Annotated in this window: 12 protein-coding genes; 6 read left to right on the top strand and 6 right to left on the bottom strand. The window is 63.6% G+C overall.

What is annotated here, in order from left to right:
* Positions 1-5 precede the first annotated feature (5 nt).
* Positions 6-389 (bottom strand): hypothetical protein, encoded by a 384-nt coding sequence (locus K288_RS54695; RefSeq protein WP_244443148.1) that lies wholly within the window; start codon positions 387-389, stop codon positions 6-8.
* Between K288_RS54695 and K288_RS0114630 the strand changes: the two genes are divergently transcribed.
* Together K288_RS0114630 and K288_RS0114635 are read left to right on the top strand one after the other, a co-directional pair.
* Positions 292-1,404 carry an efflux RND transporter periplasmic adaptor subunit gene (locus tag K288_RS0114630; RefSeq protein WP_027580238.1) on the top strand — a complete coding sequence of 371 codons (1,113 nt, stop codon included), beginning with the start codon at positions 292-294 and terminating at the stop codon, positions 1,402-1,404. The genes K288_RS54695 and K288_RS0114630 overlap by 98 nt on opposite strands.
* A gap of 9 nt (positions 1,405-1,413) precedes the next feature.
* Entirely contained in the window at positions 1,414-4,572 is a 3,159-nt protein-coding gene (locus K288_RS0114635) for a multidrug efflux RND transporter permease subunit (protein WP_027580239.1), read from the top strand.
* 97 nt (positions 4,573-4,669) lie between these two features.
* On the opposite strand, the gene K288_RS0114640 is transcribed toward K288_RS0114635, so the two are convergent.
* Complete coding sequence (locus tag K288_RS0114640) at positions 4,670-5,671, bottom strand: NADP-dependent oxidoreductase (protein ID WP_027580240.1); 1,002 nt, start codon at positions 5,669-5,671, stop codon at positions 4,670-4,672.
* 210 nt (positions 5,672-5,881) lie between these two features.
* Here K288_RS0114640 and K288_RS0114645 point away from each other — a divergent pair, with 210 nt between their 5' ends.
* A complete protein-coding gene (locus K288_RS0114645) occupies positions 5,882-7,171 on the top strand; it encodes a dicarboxylate/amino acid:cation symporter (protein WP_027580241.1) in 1,290 nt (429 codons plus the stop codon).
* A 12-nt stretch (positions 7,172-7,183) separates the two neighbouring features.
* On the top strand, positions 7,184-8,134 hold the full coding sequence (locus tag K288_RS0114650) for an amino acid ABC transporter substrate-binding protein (protein ID WP_084799595.1): 951 nt from the start codon (positions 7,184-7,186) through the stop codon (positions 8,132-8,134).
* A 113-nt stretch (positions 8,135-8,247) separates the two neighbouring features.
* Here the strand turns inward: K288_RS0114650 and K288_RS0114655 are convergent, their stop codons facing one another.
* On the bottom strand, positions 8,248-9,198 hold the full coding sequence (locus K288_RS0114655; RefSeq protein ID WP_343207805.1) for a RimK-like protein: 951 nt from the start codon (positions 9,196-9,198) through the stop codon (positions 8,248-8,250).
* 290 nt (positions 9,199-9,488) lie between these two features.
* Between K288_RS0114655 and K288_RS0114665 the strand changes: the two genes are divergently transcribed.
* Both K288_RS0114665 and K288_RS0114670 read left to right on the top strand, forming a co-directional pair.
* Positions 9,489-10,262, top strand: a complete 774-nt coding sequence (locus K288_RS0114665; RefSeq protein WP_027580244.1) for a ferredoxin--NADP reductase — start codon at positions 9,489-9,491, stop codon at positions 10,260-10,262.
* Positions 10,263-10,531: 269 nt separating this feature from the next.
* Positions 10,532-12,157: an FMN-binding glutamate synthase family protein gene (locus tag K288_RS0114670; RefSeq protein WP_027580245.1), complete on the top strand. Its 1,626-nt coding sequence runs from the start codon at positions 10,532-10,534 to the stop codon at positions 12,155-12,157.
* Positions 12,158-12,277: 120 nt separating this feature from the next.
* On the opposite strand, the gene K288_RS0114675 is transcribed toward K288_RS0114670, so the two are convergent.
* From K288_RS0114675 to K288_RS0114685, 3 genes are all read right to left on the bottom strand, one after another.
* A complete protein-coding gene (locus K288_RS0114675; RefSeq protein ID WP_027580246.1) occupies positions 12,278-13,591 on the bottom strand; it encodes a nitrate/sulfonate/bicarbonate ABC transporter ATP-binding protein in 1,314 nt (437 codons plus the stop codon).
* A 106-nt stretch (positions 13,592-13,697) separates the two neighbouring features.
* Positions 13,698-15,686 carry a carbohydrate porin gene (locus K288_RS0114680; protein WP_043159875.1) on the bottom strand — a complete coding sequence of 663 codons (1,989 nt, stop codon included), beginning with the start codon at positions 15,684-15,686 and terminating at the stop codon, positions 13,698-13,700.
* Positions 15,687-16,139: 453 nt separating this feature from the next.
* The gene (locus K288_RS0114685; protein ID WP_027580248.1) at positions 16,140-16,973 is read right to left on the bottom strand and encodes a creatininase family protein; all 834 of its coding nucleotides are present in this window, start codon (positions 16,971-16,973) and stop codon (positions 16,140-16,142) included.
* Positions 16,974-17,098: the final 125 nt, after the last annotated feature.

Genomic DNA, 17,098 nt, shown 5'->3' on the forward strand with positions numbered 1-17,098 from the left:
CCGCTTCAACCGAAGTTCATTCCCCGCGAAGTTCGTTCTTGAAGAAGGTCGTTCTTGAAAGAGTTTGGTTCAGCAATCTTGGTGCGCGGTATCATTTTCTGTTTCGGGTTCCACTGCAAGCCAATTGTTGCTATGGGTGGATCGCGACAGTCGTCATCCGGATGAACGCCTCTTTGCGAGGCAAGTTTGAACTGGTGCACGGAAATGAAGCTAGCGCGCCCATCTGCCTGTTGCGGATTGAACGATGGCGTGCGGTCGGCCACCGCGCCGCTGTTGCGCATCAGCTTCCTGCTGTCCGCCTTCGTCGGCTTAAGTGGCTGCGAGCAAAATACTTTCGTGCCACCACCGCCGCCAAAGGTGGAAGTCGCGATACCGGTGCAGCGCAGCATCACGCGTTTCCTGGAAACGACCGGCACCGTCGCGCCTGTCAAGAGTGTTGATCTGGTGGCGCGCGTGCAGGGATTTCTGCAGTCGATCAATTATCAGGACGGCACCTTCGTCAAGCAGGGCACCACGCTGTTCACCATCGAGCCCGAAACCTACAGGTTGAAACTCGAGCAGGCGAAGGCGGCGGAGGTCGGCGCGCAGGCAACGCTGAAGCAGGCCGAGGCCGATTTCAAGCGCCAGGTCGACCTGGTGCAGCGACAGGCTGTCTCGCAGGCGACACTCGATACGTCGACGGCGACGCGTGACAACGCGCAGGCCAGTCTGCAGCAGGCGCAAGCCAACACCCAGATCGCAGAGGTCAATTACGGCTACACCACCGTGGCGGCGCCGTTCGATGGCATCGTCAGCGCGCACCTGGTCTCGGTCGGCGAACTCGTCGGCGTGACGTCGCCGACGCAGCTTGCCACCATCGTGCAGCTCGATCCGATCTGGGTCAATTTCAACGTCAACGAACAGGACGTGCTGCGCATCCGCGAAGACGCGAGGCGGCGTGGCCTCTCCGTGGCCGAGCTGCGCCAGTTGCCGGTCGACGTCGGCCTGCAGACCGAGACCGGCTATCCGCACAAGGGCAAGCTCGACTACATCTCGCCAATCCTCACCCAGTCGACCGGCACGCTGCCGGTGCGCGCCATCTTCGACAATCCCGACCGCACGCTGCTGCCGGGCTTCTTTGTCCGCGTCCGCGTGCCCTATGACCAGCAGCAGGACGCGCTGCTCGTGCCTGATACCGCGCTCGGCAGCGATCAGGCGGGTCGCTATGTGCTGGTCGTCAACGCCGACAACGTGATCGAGCAGCGCAAGGTGCAGGCGGGACAGATCGAAGGCGAATTGCGCGTCGTCGACAGCGGGCTGAAGCCGGACGACCGCGTCGTCATCGCCGGATTGTTGCGCGGAATCCCCGGCCAGAAGGTCGATCCGCAATTGCAGAAGATCGAAGCCTCCGCATCGGCGAAGTGAGGGGCGGTCATGATCTCGAAATTCTTCATCGAGCGGCCGGTTCTTTCCAACGTCATCGCGATCCTGATGATCCTGATTGGCGGCGTGGCGCTGCTCAACCTCCCTGTCGCGCAATATCCTGATGTGGTGCCGCCGACCGTGCAGGTGACGACGCGCTATCCCGGCGCGTCCGCCAAGACCGTGATCGATACCGTGGCGCTGCCGATCGAGCAGCAGGTCAACGGCGTCGAGGACATGCTCTACATGCAGTCCTACAGCGGCGCCGACGGCACCTATACGCTGACGGTGACCTTCAAGATCGGCACCGATCTGAACTTCGCGCAGGTGCTGGTGCAGAACCGGGTGTCGAGCGCGCTGTCGCAATTGCCGCAATCGGTGCAGAGCCAGGGAGTCACGGTGCAGAAGCGATCGACGTCGATCCTGCTGTTCGTGACGCTGACCTCGCCGAACAAGACCTACGACAGCCTGTTCCTTTCCAACTACGCCACCATCAATATCCGGGACGAGCTGTCGCGGCTATCAGGCGTCGGCAATGTCACCGTGTTCGGCGCCGGCCAATATTCGATGCGGGTGTGGCTCGATCCAAACCAGCTGCAGGCGCGCGATCTGGTGCCGCAGGACGTCATCCAGGCGATCCAGCAGCAGAGCCAGCAGGTCACCGCGGGGCAGGTCGGCATGCCGCCGACGCCGCCCGGCCAGGCCTTTCAATACACGCTGAACGTCGCCGGACGGCTGGATGACAGGGACCAGTTCGAGAACATCATCGTCAAGACCGGTAATGTCGGCGATATCACGCGCGTGCGCGACGTCGGCTGGGTCGAACTCGGCGCCCAGACCTACAGCCAGATCTTCTCGCTCAACAACAAACCCGCCACCGGCATCGGCGTATTCCTGTCGCCCGGCGCCAACGCACTCGAGGTCGAGAAGGCGGTGGAGAAGAAGATGGCGGAGCTGGCCAAACAGTTTCCGCAGGACGTCAAATACGACACGCCCTTCGACACCACCGTCTTCGTCCAGGCCTCGATCGACGAGGTCTACAAGACGCTGATCGAGGCCGGCCTGCTGGTGCTGGTCGTGATCCTCGTGTTCCTGCAGGACTGGCGCGCGATGCTGGTGCCGGCGACCACCGTGCCGGTGACCATCATCGGCGCGTTCGCGGCGATGGCGGCGCTCGGCTTCTCCATCAACCTCTCGACGCTGTTTGCGATCGTGCTGGCGATCGGCATCGTGGTCGACGACGCCATCGTCGTGGTCGAGGGCGCCGCGCACAATATCGAGCGCGGCCTGTCCGGCCATGACGCGGCGATCAAGGCGATGGACGAATTGTTCGCGCCGATCGTCGGCATCACGCTGGTCCTGGTCTCCGTGTTCCTGCCGGCGGCGTTCCTGCCCGGCCTCACGGGGCGAATGTACGCGCAGTTCGCGCTGGTGATCGCCGCGACCGCGCTGCTCAGCGCCGTCAATGCCGCGACCCTGAAGCCGACGCAATGCGCGCTGTGGCTGCGCCGGCCGGTGCCGCCGGAGCAGCGCAACTTCTTCTACCGCGGCTTCAATGCCGTCTATGAACGGCTGGAGCGCGGCTATACCCGGCTGATCGGCACTCTCGTCAGGCACAGCAACGTGTCGGTCGTGGTCGCGCTGATCCTGATCGGGCTTGCCGGCTACGGCCTGTCGCGGGTGCCGACCGGATTCATCCCGATTGAAGACCAGGGCTATCTGCTGGCCGCGGTGCAATTGCCCGACGGCGCGGCGCTCGACCGCACCCAGCGTGTGCTCGATAGGGTCAGCGAGCTGGCCGGCAAGTCGCCCGGCGTGCAGCAGGTCATCTCCATCGCCGGCATCTCCGCGCTCGACAACAGTTCGAGCCTGGCGAATGCCGGCGTCGCTTACCTGATCCTGAAGGACTGGAGCCAGCGCGGGCCTGGCGAGGATTTGCGCTCATTGGTGTTCGGGCTGAACGACAAGCTGGCCGAGATAGAGGAGGCGCGCATCCTGGTGATCCCGCCGCCGCCGATCCAGGGTATCGGCAATGCCGCCGGCTTTGCGATGCAAGTCGAATTACGCGATGGCAATGCCGATTACGCCAAGCTGCAGGCGATTACGAGTGCGGTCGTCGCCAATGCGCAGACGCAGAGCGCGCTGCAGCGGGTCAGCTCGTCCTTCCGCTCCATGGTTCCGCAGTATGACGTCGAGGTCGATCGGACCAAGACCCAGACGTTGAACGTCACGACCGACCAGATCTTCTCGACGCTGTCGTCCTATCTCGGCGCGAGCTACGTCAACCAGTTCAACAAATTCGGCCGTACCTTCCAGGTCTATGTGCAGGCGGATTCGAAATTCCGCCTGCGCCTGCGCGACATCGAGAACCTGATGGTGCGCAACAGCCAGGGCGAGATGATCCCGCTCGGCACCGTCGCCAAGATCACGCCGTCGGTCGGGCCGTCGCTGATCAGCCTCTATAATCTCTATCCGTCCGCCTCCATCATCGGCCTGCCGGCGCAGGGCTACAGCTCGGGACAGTCGATGGCGCTGATGGAACAGATCGCCGCAAAGACACTGCCGCCGGGAACAGGCTATGAATGGACGGCGATGTCGTACCAGGAGAAGGCGGTCAGCAACCAGATCTATTACGTGTTCGGCCTCGCCTTGCTGCTGGTCTACCTTGTGCTGGCTGGTCAGTACGAAAGCTGGTACGCGCCGATCTCGGTGATACTTGCGGTCCCGCTGTCGTTGCTCGGCCCGATGCTGGTGCTGTCAGGCTTGCGGATCGACAACAACCTCTACACCCAGATCGGCATCATCCTGTTGATCGCGCTGTCGGCGAAGAACGCGATCCTGATCGTCGAGGTCGCGCTCGAGCATCACGTGCGCGACCGCGAGCCGCTGATCGAGTCTGCGATCGCTGCAGCGCGCGCAAGATTCCGCCCGATCCTGATGACATCCTTTGCCTTCATCCTCGGCGTTGTGCCGCTGGTGCTCGCGACCGGTGCCGGGGCCAATGCGCGCAAGTCGATCGGCATCACCGTATTCTCAGGCATGATCGCCTCGACCTGCCTTGCCGTGCTGTTCGTGCCCGCGTTCTTCGTCGTGGTCCAGCGCTTCGAGAACTGGCGCAAGTCGCGCAAGGCAAAGGCGCCGGAGACGCGGACCGTCCCGCAGGCGCCGTAAGCCGTATGGTGGGCAAAGCGCAGCGTGCCCACCATCAAACATTCGGCTCGTGGTGGTGGGCACGCTCCGCTTTGCCCACCCTACGGGTTTGGCGCGATCACACCCGGATCATCCGCTTGCCGCGGTTCTCGCCGGCGAGCAGGCCGATCAGCGCTGCCGGCGCATTCTCCAGTCCGTCGATCACGTCTTCCTGCACTTTCAACTTGCCGGAGGCGACCCAGGACTGCAGGTCGGCGAGTGCCGCGTCGCGCTGGTCCATGAAGTCCATCACGATGAAGCCCTGCATGACCAGCCGCTTCACGACGATCAATCCGGGCACGCCACGCGGGCCGTGGGCGGAGGGGACGCCATCATATTGCGAGATCGCGCCGCAGCAGGCGATGCGGCCGCGGTTGTTCATCTGCGGCAGGCACGCCTCCAGGATGTCGCCGCCGACATTGTCGAAATAGACGTCGATGCCGTTGGGGGCGGCAGACCGAAGCGCCTTGTAGGTGCCGCCGTCCTTGTAGTCGACCGCTGCGTCGAAGCCGAACTCGCTGGTGAGCCAATGGCACTTGTCCTTGCCGCCGGCAATGCCGACGACGCGGCAGCCCTTGATTTTCGCGATCTGTCCGACGATCGAGCCCACCGAGCCGGCGGCGGCCGAGACCACGACGGTCTCGCCCTCCCTGGGCTTGCCGACGTTTAGCAGGCCGAAATAGGCGGTGAGGCCGGCGATGCCGTAGACGCTGAGCAGATGCGTCATCGGTTCGAGCTTCGGCATCTTGCTCAGATGCTTTGCCGGCACAGCGGCATAATCCTGCCAGCCGGTGTCGCCGAACACGATATCGCCCGGCGCAAGGCCAGGCGCCTTCGACGCCACCACCTCGGCGATGCCGCCACCGGACATCACGGTGTTGGCCTCGACCGCAGCGCGGTAGGTCGCGCCGTGCATCCAGGCGCGGTTGGCGGCGTCGAGCGAAAGATAGCGCAGCCGCAGCAGGGCCTCGCCGTCCTTCGGCTCCGGAATGCCGCCATTGACCATCCTGAAATGTTCGGGCCCGAGTTTCCCGGTCGGCTTCTCCACCAATAGGACCTGACGATTGTTAGCCTCGCTCATGGTGTCCTCCCTTTGGTCAATCCCGAAGCAACTGCGTGCTTGTTGCGCGGCCGATTGCACAGATTGTGCGCTGCCCACGACGCTAGTCCCCGCCTGTCTATTCTACAACTGGAACATGCAGCAATGCGCGCGCAGAGCGAAAGCGTGTTGCGCCGGTGCGTAAATCTGCCACACTACATCGCTTGCCGGGTGACTTACGGGAGTAAGAGCATGTCGAGCAGGTTCACGCAGTACATCCTCATCGCGATGGTGCTGGGCATCGTGATGGGGGCCTTTGTCTGCAACTTCCTGCCCGACAGCCGGGCGGAGATCGCAGCCGACGTAAACCTGATCGCGATGCTGTTCCTGCGGCTGATCAAGATGATCATCGCGCCGCTGGTGTTCGCGACGCTGGTCGGTGGCATCGCCCATATGGGCTCCGGTGCACGGCTCGGGCGCATCTTCGCCAAGACCATGGGCTGGTTCGTCAGCGCCTCTTTCGTCTCGCTGCTGCTCGGCCTCGTCATGGTCAACCTGATGCAGCCCGGCGCCAACTTCCCGGGCACGCTGCCCGACAAGGGCCAGTCGACCGGCCTGCCGGTCTCGGCCTTCTCGTTTGAAAAGTTCCTGATCCACCTGGTGCCGACCTCGATCGCGGACGCGATGGCGCAGAACGAGATCCTGCAGATCGTGGTGTTCGCGGTGTTCTTCGCAGTTGCGCTCGGCGCAATGCCGGAGCGGGCGAAGCCGATCATGGCCCTGATCGACGACCTCGCCCATATCATGCTGAAGGTCACGAGCTATGTGATGCTGTTCGCCCCGCTCGCGGTATGGGCCGCGATCATGGCGACGGTGTCGAAGAACGGGCTCGGGGTGCTCTGGAAGCTGGTCGTATTCATGGGCGGCTTCTATATCTCGCTCCTGATCCTGTGGGCGATCCTGGTCGTGGTCGGCTTCATCGTGATCGGGCCGCGCTACAGCCATCTGCTTCGGCTGATCCGCGAACCGCTGATGATCGCCTTCTCCACCGCCTCGTCGGAGGCCGCCTATCCGAAGACGCTGGAGGGACTGAACCGCTTCGGCGCCTCGCCGCGGATCTCGGCCTTCGTGCTGCCGCTCGGCTATTCCTTCAACCTCGACGGCACGATGATGTACTGCACCTTCGCCAGCATCTTCATCGCGCAGACCTATCATATCGACATGTCGCTCGGCACCCAGCTCGCGATGCTGGCCACCTTGATGATCACCTCCAAGGGCGTCGCCGGCGTGCCGCGCGCCTCCCTCGTCGTGATCGCCTCGACGCTCAGCCAGTTCGGCATTCCCGAGGCGGGCCTGCTGATGATCATGGGTATCGACACCTTCCTCGACATGGGCCGTAGCGCCACCAACGTGATCGGCAACTCGCTCGCCACCGCCGTGGTCGCGAAGTGGGAAGGTGAGCTGAAGGAAGAGCACGAACTCGGGCCCGACGACGCCGTGCCGTCCGACGCGGTGCCGGGTGACGCGGTGCCTGCGCATTGACGGGAGAGCTGCATGCATCAGCCCCCAACGAAAGTGCCAAGGAAGGCGACAAGGAAAGCGATATGGGCCGGTGGCCTGCTGCTGGCAGCATGTCTGCTGGCAGCACCGGCCACTGCCCAGACGGCGAGCGAGGGGCTTAGCCCGACGCTTGCCAATATCAAGAACACCCATACGGTGCGGCTCGGCTACCGCGAGAGCTCGCCACCGTTCTCCTTCCTCGACCAATCCAACCGGCCGATCGGTTACAGCCTCGAACTCTGCGAGGCGATCGTGGAGGAAATCGGCACTGAGGTCGACGATGCCAATCTCAGGATCGACTACGTCAAGGTTACCTCCGACGACCGCATTCCTGCTGTTGTGCAGGGCAAGATCGATCTCGAATGCGGGTCGACCACGGCGAATGCCGAACGCGCCAGGCAGGTCGCGTTCTCGCCTTTGATTTTCGTCGCAGGCACCAAACTGATGGTGCCGAAAACCTCGGTGGTCACAGGCGTGACGGATCTCAAGGGTAAGACCGTGGTGGTGACCAGGGGCACCACCAACGAGCAGGCCATGCACAATGTCGACAAGAAGTTCTCGCTCGGATTGAACATCGTGACGTCGCCCGACCATGAGCAGTCCTACCAGATGCTGGCCGAGGGCAAGGCGGATGCGTTCGCGACCGACGACATCCTGCTCTACGGCCTGATCGCGCGGCACAAGTCGCAGGACAAGTTCCGGGTGGTCGGCGACTATCTGTCCTACGATCCCTACGGCATCATGTACCGCAAGGGCGAGCCCCAGCTGAAGGAGGTGGTCGAGCGCACCTTCCGCAAGCTCGGCTCCGGCCGCGACCTCATCCCGCTCTACAACAAATGGTTCGTCGCCCGGCTTCCGACCGGCGAGCGCCTCAACGTCGCGATCTCGCCGCAGCTCGAGGAGGCCTTCAAGGCGCTGAATGATAATGAGGGGACGAGTAACTAGCGCGGTTGCGTGGGTGAAAACGTAGGGTGGGCAAAGCGAAGCGTGCCCACCTATCTTGCACCGAACGTGGATGGTGGGCGCGCTGCGCTTTGCCCACCCAACGGCACTGATGCTTACGCAAACACTCTATCCAGCGCCGCTTCATACGCGGCATAAGCCAATTCCGGGTGCGACCGGCTCAGCGCCTCCATCTTCACGCCGGCGTTGACTTCGAGGATCCGCCAGGCGCCTTCAGTGCGCACGACGTCGATCGAGCCGAAGCGGATGCCGATCGCGCGGGCGGCCTTGGTCGCGATCTCGATGCACGCAGCGCGATCCTCGCCCTGCTCCAGCAGCACCGGGCGGGCGCCGGAATCGAGGTTGTGGCGCCAGTTGAGCATGCGCCGCTCGCCCACCGGCACGATCGCGTCGAGCTCGGCCCGCCCGATCTCGGCGATCAGGCCGGGCAGCGCGGTCGATCGCCGCTCGGCGGGCATGGCCGCAAGCGCAAGCTCGAGCAGCGAATGCCTGCCGTCGCCGATCACGAACGGGCGCTCCTTGCTGTAGACGACGACCGGGAGATCATCGACCAGGACGACGCGGACCTCGTCCTCGATCTCGACAAAGGGCGAGATGGCGAGGCTCGGATATGCCGCCAGGATCCTGCCGACCGCGAGTTCGAGCGCCGCTTTGGTCGTCACCCGGAAGACGCCGTCGCCCGACGTGCCCTCGTTCGGCTTGACGACGAGGCCGGCGGAATGGCTGGCCAGCAGGCGCAGCATCGTTTCCCAGGAGTCGGCCGCCCGCGTATAGGCCGCAAGCTTCGGTCCCAGGAACAGGGTGTGGGGGATGCAGGGCACGCCAGAACATTGCAGCACCTCGGCGGTAGCCGCCTTGTCATTGGCGATCTGGTGCGCGACCGCGCTGTTCAGCCCGACGTCATAGGCGAAGGCGAGATGCTGCCGCTCGCCACGCCGCATGACGATCAGCCAGCCTTCCGACCGCACCTCGGCCGTAATCTTACGGGCAAGGCAATATTTCGTGACTGCGTCGACGAAGATCCGCTGGCTGATCGGGATCGCCAAGTTGATTTTCCTCTCTCGATGGCGCGCTGTGGAATTAATTGCTCGATCGACATCGTTTCCAGCAAGTTAATTGCGTCGCGCGGGAAACCTTAACAACGATGTTTTGAACCATTCTGCGAAATCAATCGACAGCCATGCCGAGTTCGCAATTGCACAATGGACGAATTCCACTATGTGTTTCAGCGGCGCGACGGGCAGGCGGGCTTCCCCTTGATGTCAGTCACTTTCGTGCGGTCGAGCAGCCGCTGCTCGACGTCGTTTATGTAAGGTCAATCGGAAAAGCCAGACACATGAGCGCGTTCTATCGAGAGAAGGTCCTTTCTGTTCGCCACTGGACCGATACGCTTTTCAGCTTCCGAGCCACCCGCGATTCCGGCTTTCGCTTCCAGAACGGCCAGTTCGCCATGATCGGTCTCGAGATCGAGGGCCGGCCGCTGCTGCGCGCCTATTCGATGGCGAGCGCCAATCACGAGGAAGAGCTCGAGTTCTTCTCGATCAAGGTTCAGGACGGCCCGCTGACCTCCAGGCTGCAGAAGATCCGGGAAGGCGACATCATCCTGGTCGGCCGCAAGGCGACCGGCACGCTGATCACCGACAATCTCATCCCCGGCAAGCGGCTGTTGCTGCTGTCGACCGGCACCGGCCTCGCCCCCTTTGCGAGCCTGATCAAGGACCCCGAGGTCTACGACCGCTACGAGAGCATCGTGCTGGTCCATGGCTGCCGCCAGGTGGCCGAGCTCGCCTATGGCGAGGAGGTGGTCGCCAATCTGCGCGACGACGAATTGTTCGGTCCGCTGCTCGCCGAGAAGCTGCTCTATTATCCGACCGTGACGCGCGAGCCGTTCCGCAACCGCGGCCGCATCACCGACCTGATCACGTCAAACCAGCTCTTCAACGACATCCACCAGGGGCCGCTCGATCTCGAGACCGACCGCATCATGATGTGCGGCAGCCCGGCGATGCTGGAAGACCTGCGCAAACTGTTCGAGGGCCGCGGCTTCGCCGAAGGCAACCACAGCGCGCCCGGCCATTTCGTGATCGAAAAGGCCTTCGTCGAGCGCTGAGCTTTTCGCTATAGCGGACCCCGTAGCCCGGGTGAAGCGAAGCGCAACCCGGGATTCCCTGCAAATTCGCTCGCACTGTCCCGGGTTACGCTTGCGCTCCACCCGGGCTACGTCCCTTCGTTGCACCGCAATACAACACCCCGGACCGGGTGGCATCGGTGTCACATCCGTGAACCCGAAGGCCGATTATACCGTATGGCAGATGGCGCGGGATGGATTAGGCTCCCCCGCTCGCCAATGACAATCCGGCAGATCTGCTGAGGGGTTTCATGGAAACGCTGCTGCTTCCGTTCTCGCCGCGCTTCATCGTGCTCACGATTTGCTCGGTCGTCACCGCGCTGTTGCTCCTGCTCGGCATCTTCGACCGGAAGCTCATCGACGTCATCCTGTTGCCGTTGCTGATCTTCGGGTCGCTGACGCTGCTTGGCGTCCGCGACCTCATGCAGAAGCACCACGCGGTGCTACGAAATTATCCGATCTCGGCGCACCTGCGCTTCCTGCTCGAAGAGATCCGCCCGGAGATGCGGCAGTATTTCTTCGAGAGCGAGAAGGACGGCATGCCGTTCTCCCGCGACACCCGCGCCGTCGTCTATCAGCGCGCCAAGATGGTGCTCGACAAGCGGCCGTTCGGCACGCAGGAGGACGTCTACCGCGAGGGTTATGAATGGATGCACCATTCGGTGGCGCCGACGCCCTATTCGAAAGAGAAATTCCGCATCACCATCGGCGGCCCCGATTGCATCACGCCTTATTCCGCCTCCGTCTTCAACATCTCCGCGATGAGCTTCGGCGCGCTCAGCCCGAACGCGGTGCGCGCGCTGAACGCCGGAGCCAGGAAGGGTGGCTTTGCGCATGACACCGGCGAAGGCGGCGTCAGCCCCTATCACCGCGAGAACGGCGGCGACATCATCTGGGAGATCGGCTCCGGCTATTTCGGCTGCCGCAATCGCGACGGTACGTTCAACCCGGACGAGTTCGCGCGCGTCGCCGCCGACGAGCAGATCAAGATGGTCGAACTCAAGATGAGCCAGGGCGCCAAGCCCGGCCATGGCGGCGTGCTGCCGGCGGCAAAAGTCTCGGAAGAGATCTCCAAGATCCGGGGCGTTCCGCTGGGCGAGGATTGCATCTCGCCGGCCTCGCACAAGGCGTTCTCGACACCGTTGGAGATGATGGCCTTCATCGGTGAGATGCGCAGGCTTTCCGGCGGCAAGCCGGCCGGCTTCAAGCTGTGCATCGGCCATCCCTGGGAATTCCTCGCGATCTGCAAGGCGATGCTCGAGAGCGGGATCTATCCCGACTTCATCGTGATCGATGGCAATGAGGGCGGCACCGGCGCAGCACCGCTGGAATTCATGGATCATCTGGGCATGCCGATGCGCGAAGGCGTCAATTTTGCCCACAACGCGCTGGTGGGCATCAATGCGCGCAACCGCATCAAGATCGGCGCCTCCGGCAAGATCGCGACCGCGTTCGACATGGCGCGCGCGATGTCGATCGGCGCCGACTGGTGCAATTCGGCGCGCGGCTTCATGTTTGCTTTGGGCTGCATCCAGTCGTTGAGCTGCCACACCGACCGCTGTCCAACCGGCGTGACCTCGCAGGACCCGATCCGTAATCGCGCGCTCTACGTGCCTGACAAGATCGAGCGCGTCTGCAATTATCATCACGCGACGCTGCATGCGCTGGCGGAGTTGCTCGCCGCCGCCGGCCTCGAGCATCCGCAGGAGTTGCGGCCGATCCATTTCACGCAGCGCACGGCGACCACGGAAGTCCGCAGCTTTGCCGAGCTGTACCCCACGCTGCGCCCGGGCGAACTGCTCGAAGGCACCCAGGACCGCCGCTTCCGCGACGCCTGGGCCATGGCCCGCCGCGATTCATTCCAGCCGGCGGGGTGAGGAGATCGTAGCCCGTAGCCCGTAGCCCGGGTGGAGCGCAGCGTAACCCGGGGACCGCTCGTCAACGTTGATGGAGGTGTCCCGGGTTGCGCCGCGCTCCACCCGCGCTACGGGACGTCGCTAATGCGGGTTCTCCAGACTGAACGTCTCCGACTGTTCGTCATAGGCGAACAGCTCGGCATAGCGTCCCCATGAGACGATGGTCTTCAAGGTCTCGTCCGCATAGTCCTCGGACATGTAGTCCTCGAGCTCGTTGCGGAAGCGCGCGGCAGGCGCGGTGTGGGACGGCCGCTCATCGAGCACGCGGCGGATCAGGCCCATCACCGGCACATAGTTGATCAGATGCTCGGCGAACAGTTTCTTGCGCGCGTCGGTTTCGAGATTGGCAAAGCGCAGGCCGGCTTCCGTCAGCACCAGGTCGCCCTCGCTCAATCGGGCGAACCGCAACAGCTGCAGCGACTCGCCGAGATGGAGGATCTCGTCCGTCTCCATTTGCAGGCTGCCGGCGAGAACCGGCAGGTCGGCGTGGCCGCTATAGGGCGGCCCTGCCAGCGTCTCGATCAAGCCGGACAGTTCGTTGGACGAGACATGGCCGAGCGCCGTGCCGACGCCTGCGCCGGAATGTGCCTCGGTCGCCGCCGTCGACTTGGCCTCCGTCCGTTGCGTCATGCGGCCATAGATGCTGTCGACCAGCTGCCGGAACGCCGGATCGAGACGGTTACGCGGGTGCGGGAAATCGACCTTGATCTCGGTCGCCACCCTGCCGGGATTGGACGAGAACACGAGAATGCGGTCGCACATCAGCACCGCCTCCTCGATGTTGTGCGTCACCATCAGCACCGATTTGATCGGCAGGCGGCCTTCGGTCCAAAGATCGATCAGGTCGGTGCGCAGCGTTTCGGCGGTCAGGACGTCGAGCGCCGAGAACGGTTCGTCCATCAGCAAAAGGTCCGGATGCACGACGAGGGCGCGCGCGAAGCCGACGCGCTGGCGCATGCCGCCGGACAGCTCCTTGGGGTAGGCGGATTCGAAGCCGTCGAGGCCGATCAGGTCGATCGCGGCGAGCGCGCGGGTGCGCCGCTCGGCGGCGTCGATGCCGAGTGCTTCGAGGCCGAGCTCGACATTCTGCAGCACGGTAAGCCAGGGAAACAGCGCGAACGACTGGAACACCATCGCGACGCCGTTCGGGGGACCGGCGATCTTCTTGCCGCGGCAGACCGCCTCGCCCGAGGAGGGATCGACGAGGCCGGCGATGATCCGGAGCAGCGTCGACTTGCCGGAGCCGGAACGGCCGAGCAGGCCGACGATCTCGCCGGCGCGGATGGTCAGGTCGACGTTCTCGAGCACCAGCAGGTTCTCGCCGCTGCCCTTGGGAAACGAGCGGCAGACGCTGCGGATGTCGATGAGGTTGGGCGCAGCGGATTGTTCGAGCATGGCAGCTCCTCATCACCCGAGGCGAAGGCGGCGGGACAGCGGTTCTCTAAACCGAACTCCCGCGCCATCCTTTCGTTTGAGCACGATCTTCGTCGAAAGATATGCTCTAGAATTCCCCGTGCAGCCTTCCCGAGAAGATGTGAACGGGGCCGCGGTCGGCGTTATAGGCGGGGTTTGTGATGAACTGATAGTCCGCCGTCAAGGTGAAGTTCTTGCTGATCGAATACGCGTAGTACGTCTCGAAGATGCGCTCGTTGCTGTAGTTCAGCTGGCCATCGCCGATCAGCAGGCCAAGGCCGCCGGCGGCTAGAAAATCGCGATGCGCGGCGGACAGGCCGTTAATGGCGCCGCCAATGCCGAACGTGTCGCTCGGCCGACCCCAATAGCTGCCCTTGACCGACAGGCCGCCCGAAACGCTGCGGTCGACGTCGGTGAACGAGAGGATTTCGCTTCGGCCGTCGTTCCAGCTCGCGCGGGCGAAAAAGCCAATGTCCGTGGCGAGCTGCTGCTCGAGGTTGGCGTAGAAGCCGTATTTGAGATTTTCGCGGCGGATGGCCGTCATCACATTGTTGATGTCGAGCGCCGGGTTCAGGCTCTCGATATCCAGCGCCTCCTGGTAGATGCCCATGTTGCCGCGATTGGCGAAGGCGCCGAGCCGCAGCTTGCCGGGTTGGTCGGAGAGGGCATAGCGCCCTTCGAACTCGACCACCGTGCCGCCGGTCTTGAAGGTCAGGACGTCGCTGTTGGGCGCATCAGGCACCTGGAACAGGCCGGCGCGCACCGCCCAGTCCTTGCGGTTGAACTCGACCACTGCGCCGCGCGTATAACCGGGCAGGTCGGCCGGGAAGTCGTAGGCGGAGGAGGCCCACATCGCCCAGTTCATAAAGTCGAGGCGCGGGTCCTTTGCGTAGGAATTGCCGTCAAAGAAGTCGCCGACCGCAAAGCGCCCGACGACGACAGTGATGCGGTTGATGTCGCGCTTGCCCGGCAACTGGTTGGGACCGTCGGCCACCTCTTCCTGCTCGCCTCCGAGACCAAAGGTCTGCTTGAGGAAGTAGCGCTGTGGGCGAAGTTTCGGGAACGGGGCTCCGGCCTTTTGCGCCTCGCCGTTGGGGAAGCCGGCAAGGCCGAGCGTGCCGTTGATGCCGAAGCCCTGTGCCATCTCCGGATTGAAATAGAGCTCGCCGCCCTCCCAAAGCCTGAGGCCGAGAAACGCCGTCGTGGTCCAGGTTGCCTGCAACTGTCCGGGCCCCGGCAGACTGTTGGTGCCGGTGTAGGGCGCACGGAACGACGGATAGCCCTGCGGCAGGTACGTGGTCTGCGCATGCACATTCCAGTCATTGGATTCAGGAAGCTTGGTCGGGCTTTGTGCGACCGGCCAGGGCGCATCGCCGAACTGATAGTTCAAGCCGAATTTCAGCTGATGGATATCGGGCTTGACGCTGACGACGGGCAAGCCGACCTCGCGGAGGTCGTAGGTCCGTTGTGCGAGGTTGACATAATCGTATTCGAGCTTCGCGCTCCAATTGCCGCTCAGCGCGAATTCGGCGCCGCCGCCGACGGTCCAGCCGGTGTGATATTGACCGGGGGTCGAGACGACCTCGCCGTCGGCGTCGTTGATCCTGACGTGGCTGTGCCCCCAGGCGAAGCCGCCGGTCAGATAGGGCATCCATAATCCGAATGCGTAGCCGATGCGGCCACGCAAGGTGCCGGTATAATCGATCGAACTCTGAAATGGTGCCGGCACCAGCCGCGGCACGTCTGTCGGACTCGTGAAGGTGGCGTCGGCCTCGATGCCGAGCACCATGCGATTGGAGAACTGGCGATTGTATCCGGCCTGGTAACCGCCGAGCAGCCCGGTGATGGTGTGCGGAAAGAACACGGACTGTTCGGGGAGGGGATTGGTGCGCGGGCCCAGGCTGCCATCGCCGTAGCCGACATGAGCGCCCACATAGAACCCGGTCCAGTCGTAGACGGCGGAGTAGGCGGGCGCCTTGAAGGCGAGATCGGCTGCAACCGCCGGGCCGCTCAGGGCGAAGGTCGCGACCGCCGCGCGGCCGAGGATCTGCTCAAGGGAGCGGCTGCGGCGTGGCATGGCGGAGATGTTTCCAAACTGAACGTCGCGACAGTTCGGCGTGCCCGTTGCCGAAGCGCTGCTACGACGCTGTCCCCAACACGAAATCATCACGCCGCCTCTGCCCCGGTCGCATGTCCTGATTCCCCTCCATCGCGCCAGATCGGGGAAGCCACACCGTACCGCAATCCTTATTGCGAGTAATTCGCAATAGCAAGAAGCGGCGGGTGATTATCGCTGGATGGCATCCCCTGATGACAGTTTTGCAACAGGAGGCGCGATCATCTTGTCGCGGCCTGGTTTGGACGTGGATGACCCGCCCCGAGCGTTTTCAAGCGAAGTGGACACCGGTTCGCGCCTGTGAAAACGCATCAACCAAAGCCGCTCCGTCGATCGATCAGAACTTGCAGCTACGCACGCGGCCGATGCAGTTATCGAACCCATCGTACTGGCGTTATGTCGATTATTCGGCTGTCAGAACAGCGGCTTAGTGGATGAGCGGGGCCCGGCCGCGAGCTTGTTCACGTCGAAACTATCGACATCTGCAAGCAGCTCGCAAAATGTTCGTGCGCCGTGATCGAGCAGGCGCTCGCCCTTCTCGGCGGAAGCTTTCGTCGCATCGCCGACCGCGCCGCTTGCGTGCAGGTCCTGTGTCTGCCACGCGAATGGCGCGGGCCGTTGCGTCGACAGCCAGCGGTGATCCTTTTCGATCGCGATGCTGGCGGGACGAAAATCCGCGATCGCTTCCATGCGTACCGTGTGTGGATAGCGCGCCAGCATGATCGAGGTCTCGACCGCGCCACCGTGAATGCCGTGGCGTACTTCCTCGGCGGCAAACAGCTTCTCTGCCGCGCTCAGCCGCGACCAGCTTGTGGTGACCACCAGCATCCCGTGTTGCGCGCGCAAATCCTGCGCGACCAGGCTCATCGCGGCGCTGTTGCCGCCATGGCTCGTGACCATCACGAGTTTCTTGACGCCGGCGCGCGCCACGCTGTCGCCGAGCGCCATCCACGTCTTCAATGCGACGTTGGTCGGCAGCGTCAGCGTGCCCGGAAAATCGATGTGCTCGGTGGAAATGCCGACCGGCTGCAGCGGCAGAAAGGTGGCGGGGAGGCCGACGGGCAACAGCTCGCGCACAAGCGCCAGATAGGCTTCTGCGATCATGATGTCGGTGCCGAGGGGCAGATGCGGCCCGTGCTGCTCGGTGGCCGCGAGCGGCAGCACCGCGATCCAGCGCGCCGGAGCAGCGGTAACGATCTCCGGCCAGCGGATTTCGGTCCAGTCGCGGGGTGGAACAGTGGAAGTCATGCCGGGGATTTCTCTACCAAGGATTTCTCTACTAGGCGTTTCTCTGCCAAGCGTTCCTTTGCGCGGATTTGCGAGGTAATTTGTCGGCCCTGCCGCGGACGCATTCGGCGTCCATCACCCATCAT

This window comes from Bradyrhizobium sp. Ai1a-2 (assembly GCF_000426245.1).
Taxonomy (GTDB): Bacteria; Pseudomonadota; Alphaproteobacteria; order Rhizobiales; family Xanthobacteraceae; genus Bradyrhizobium.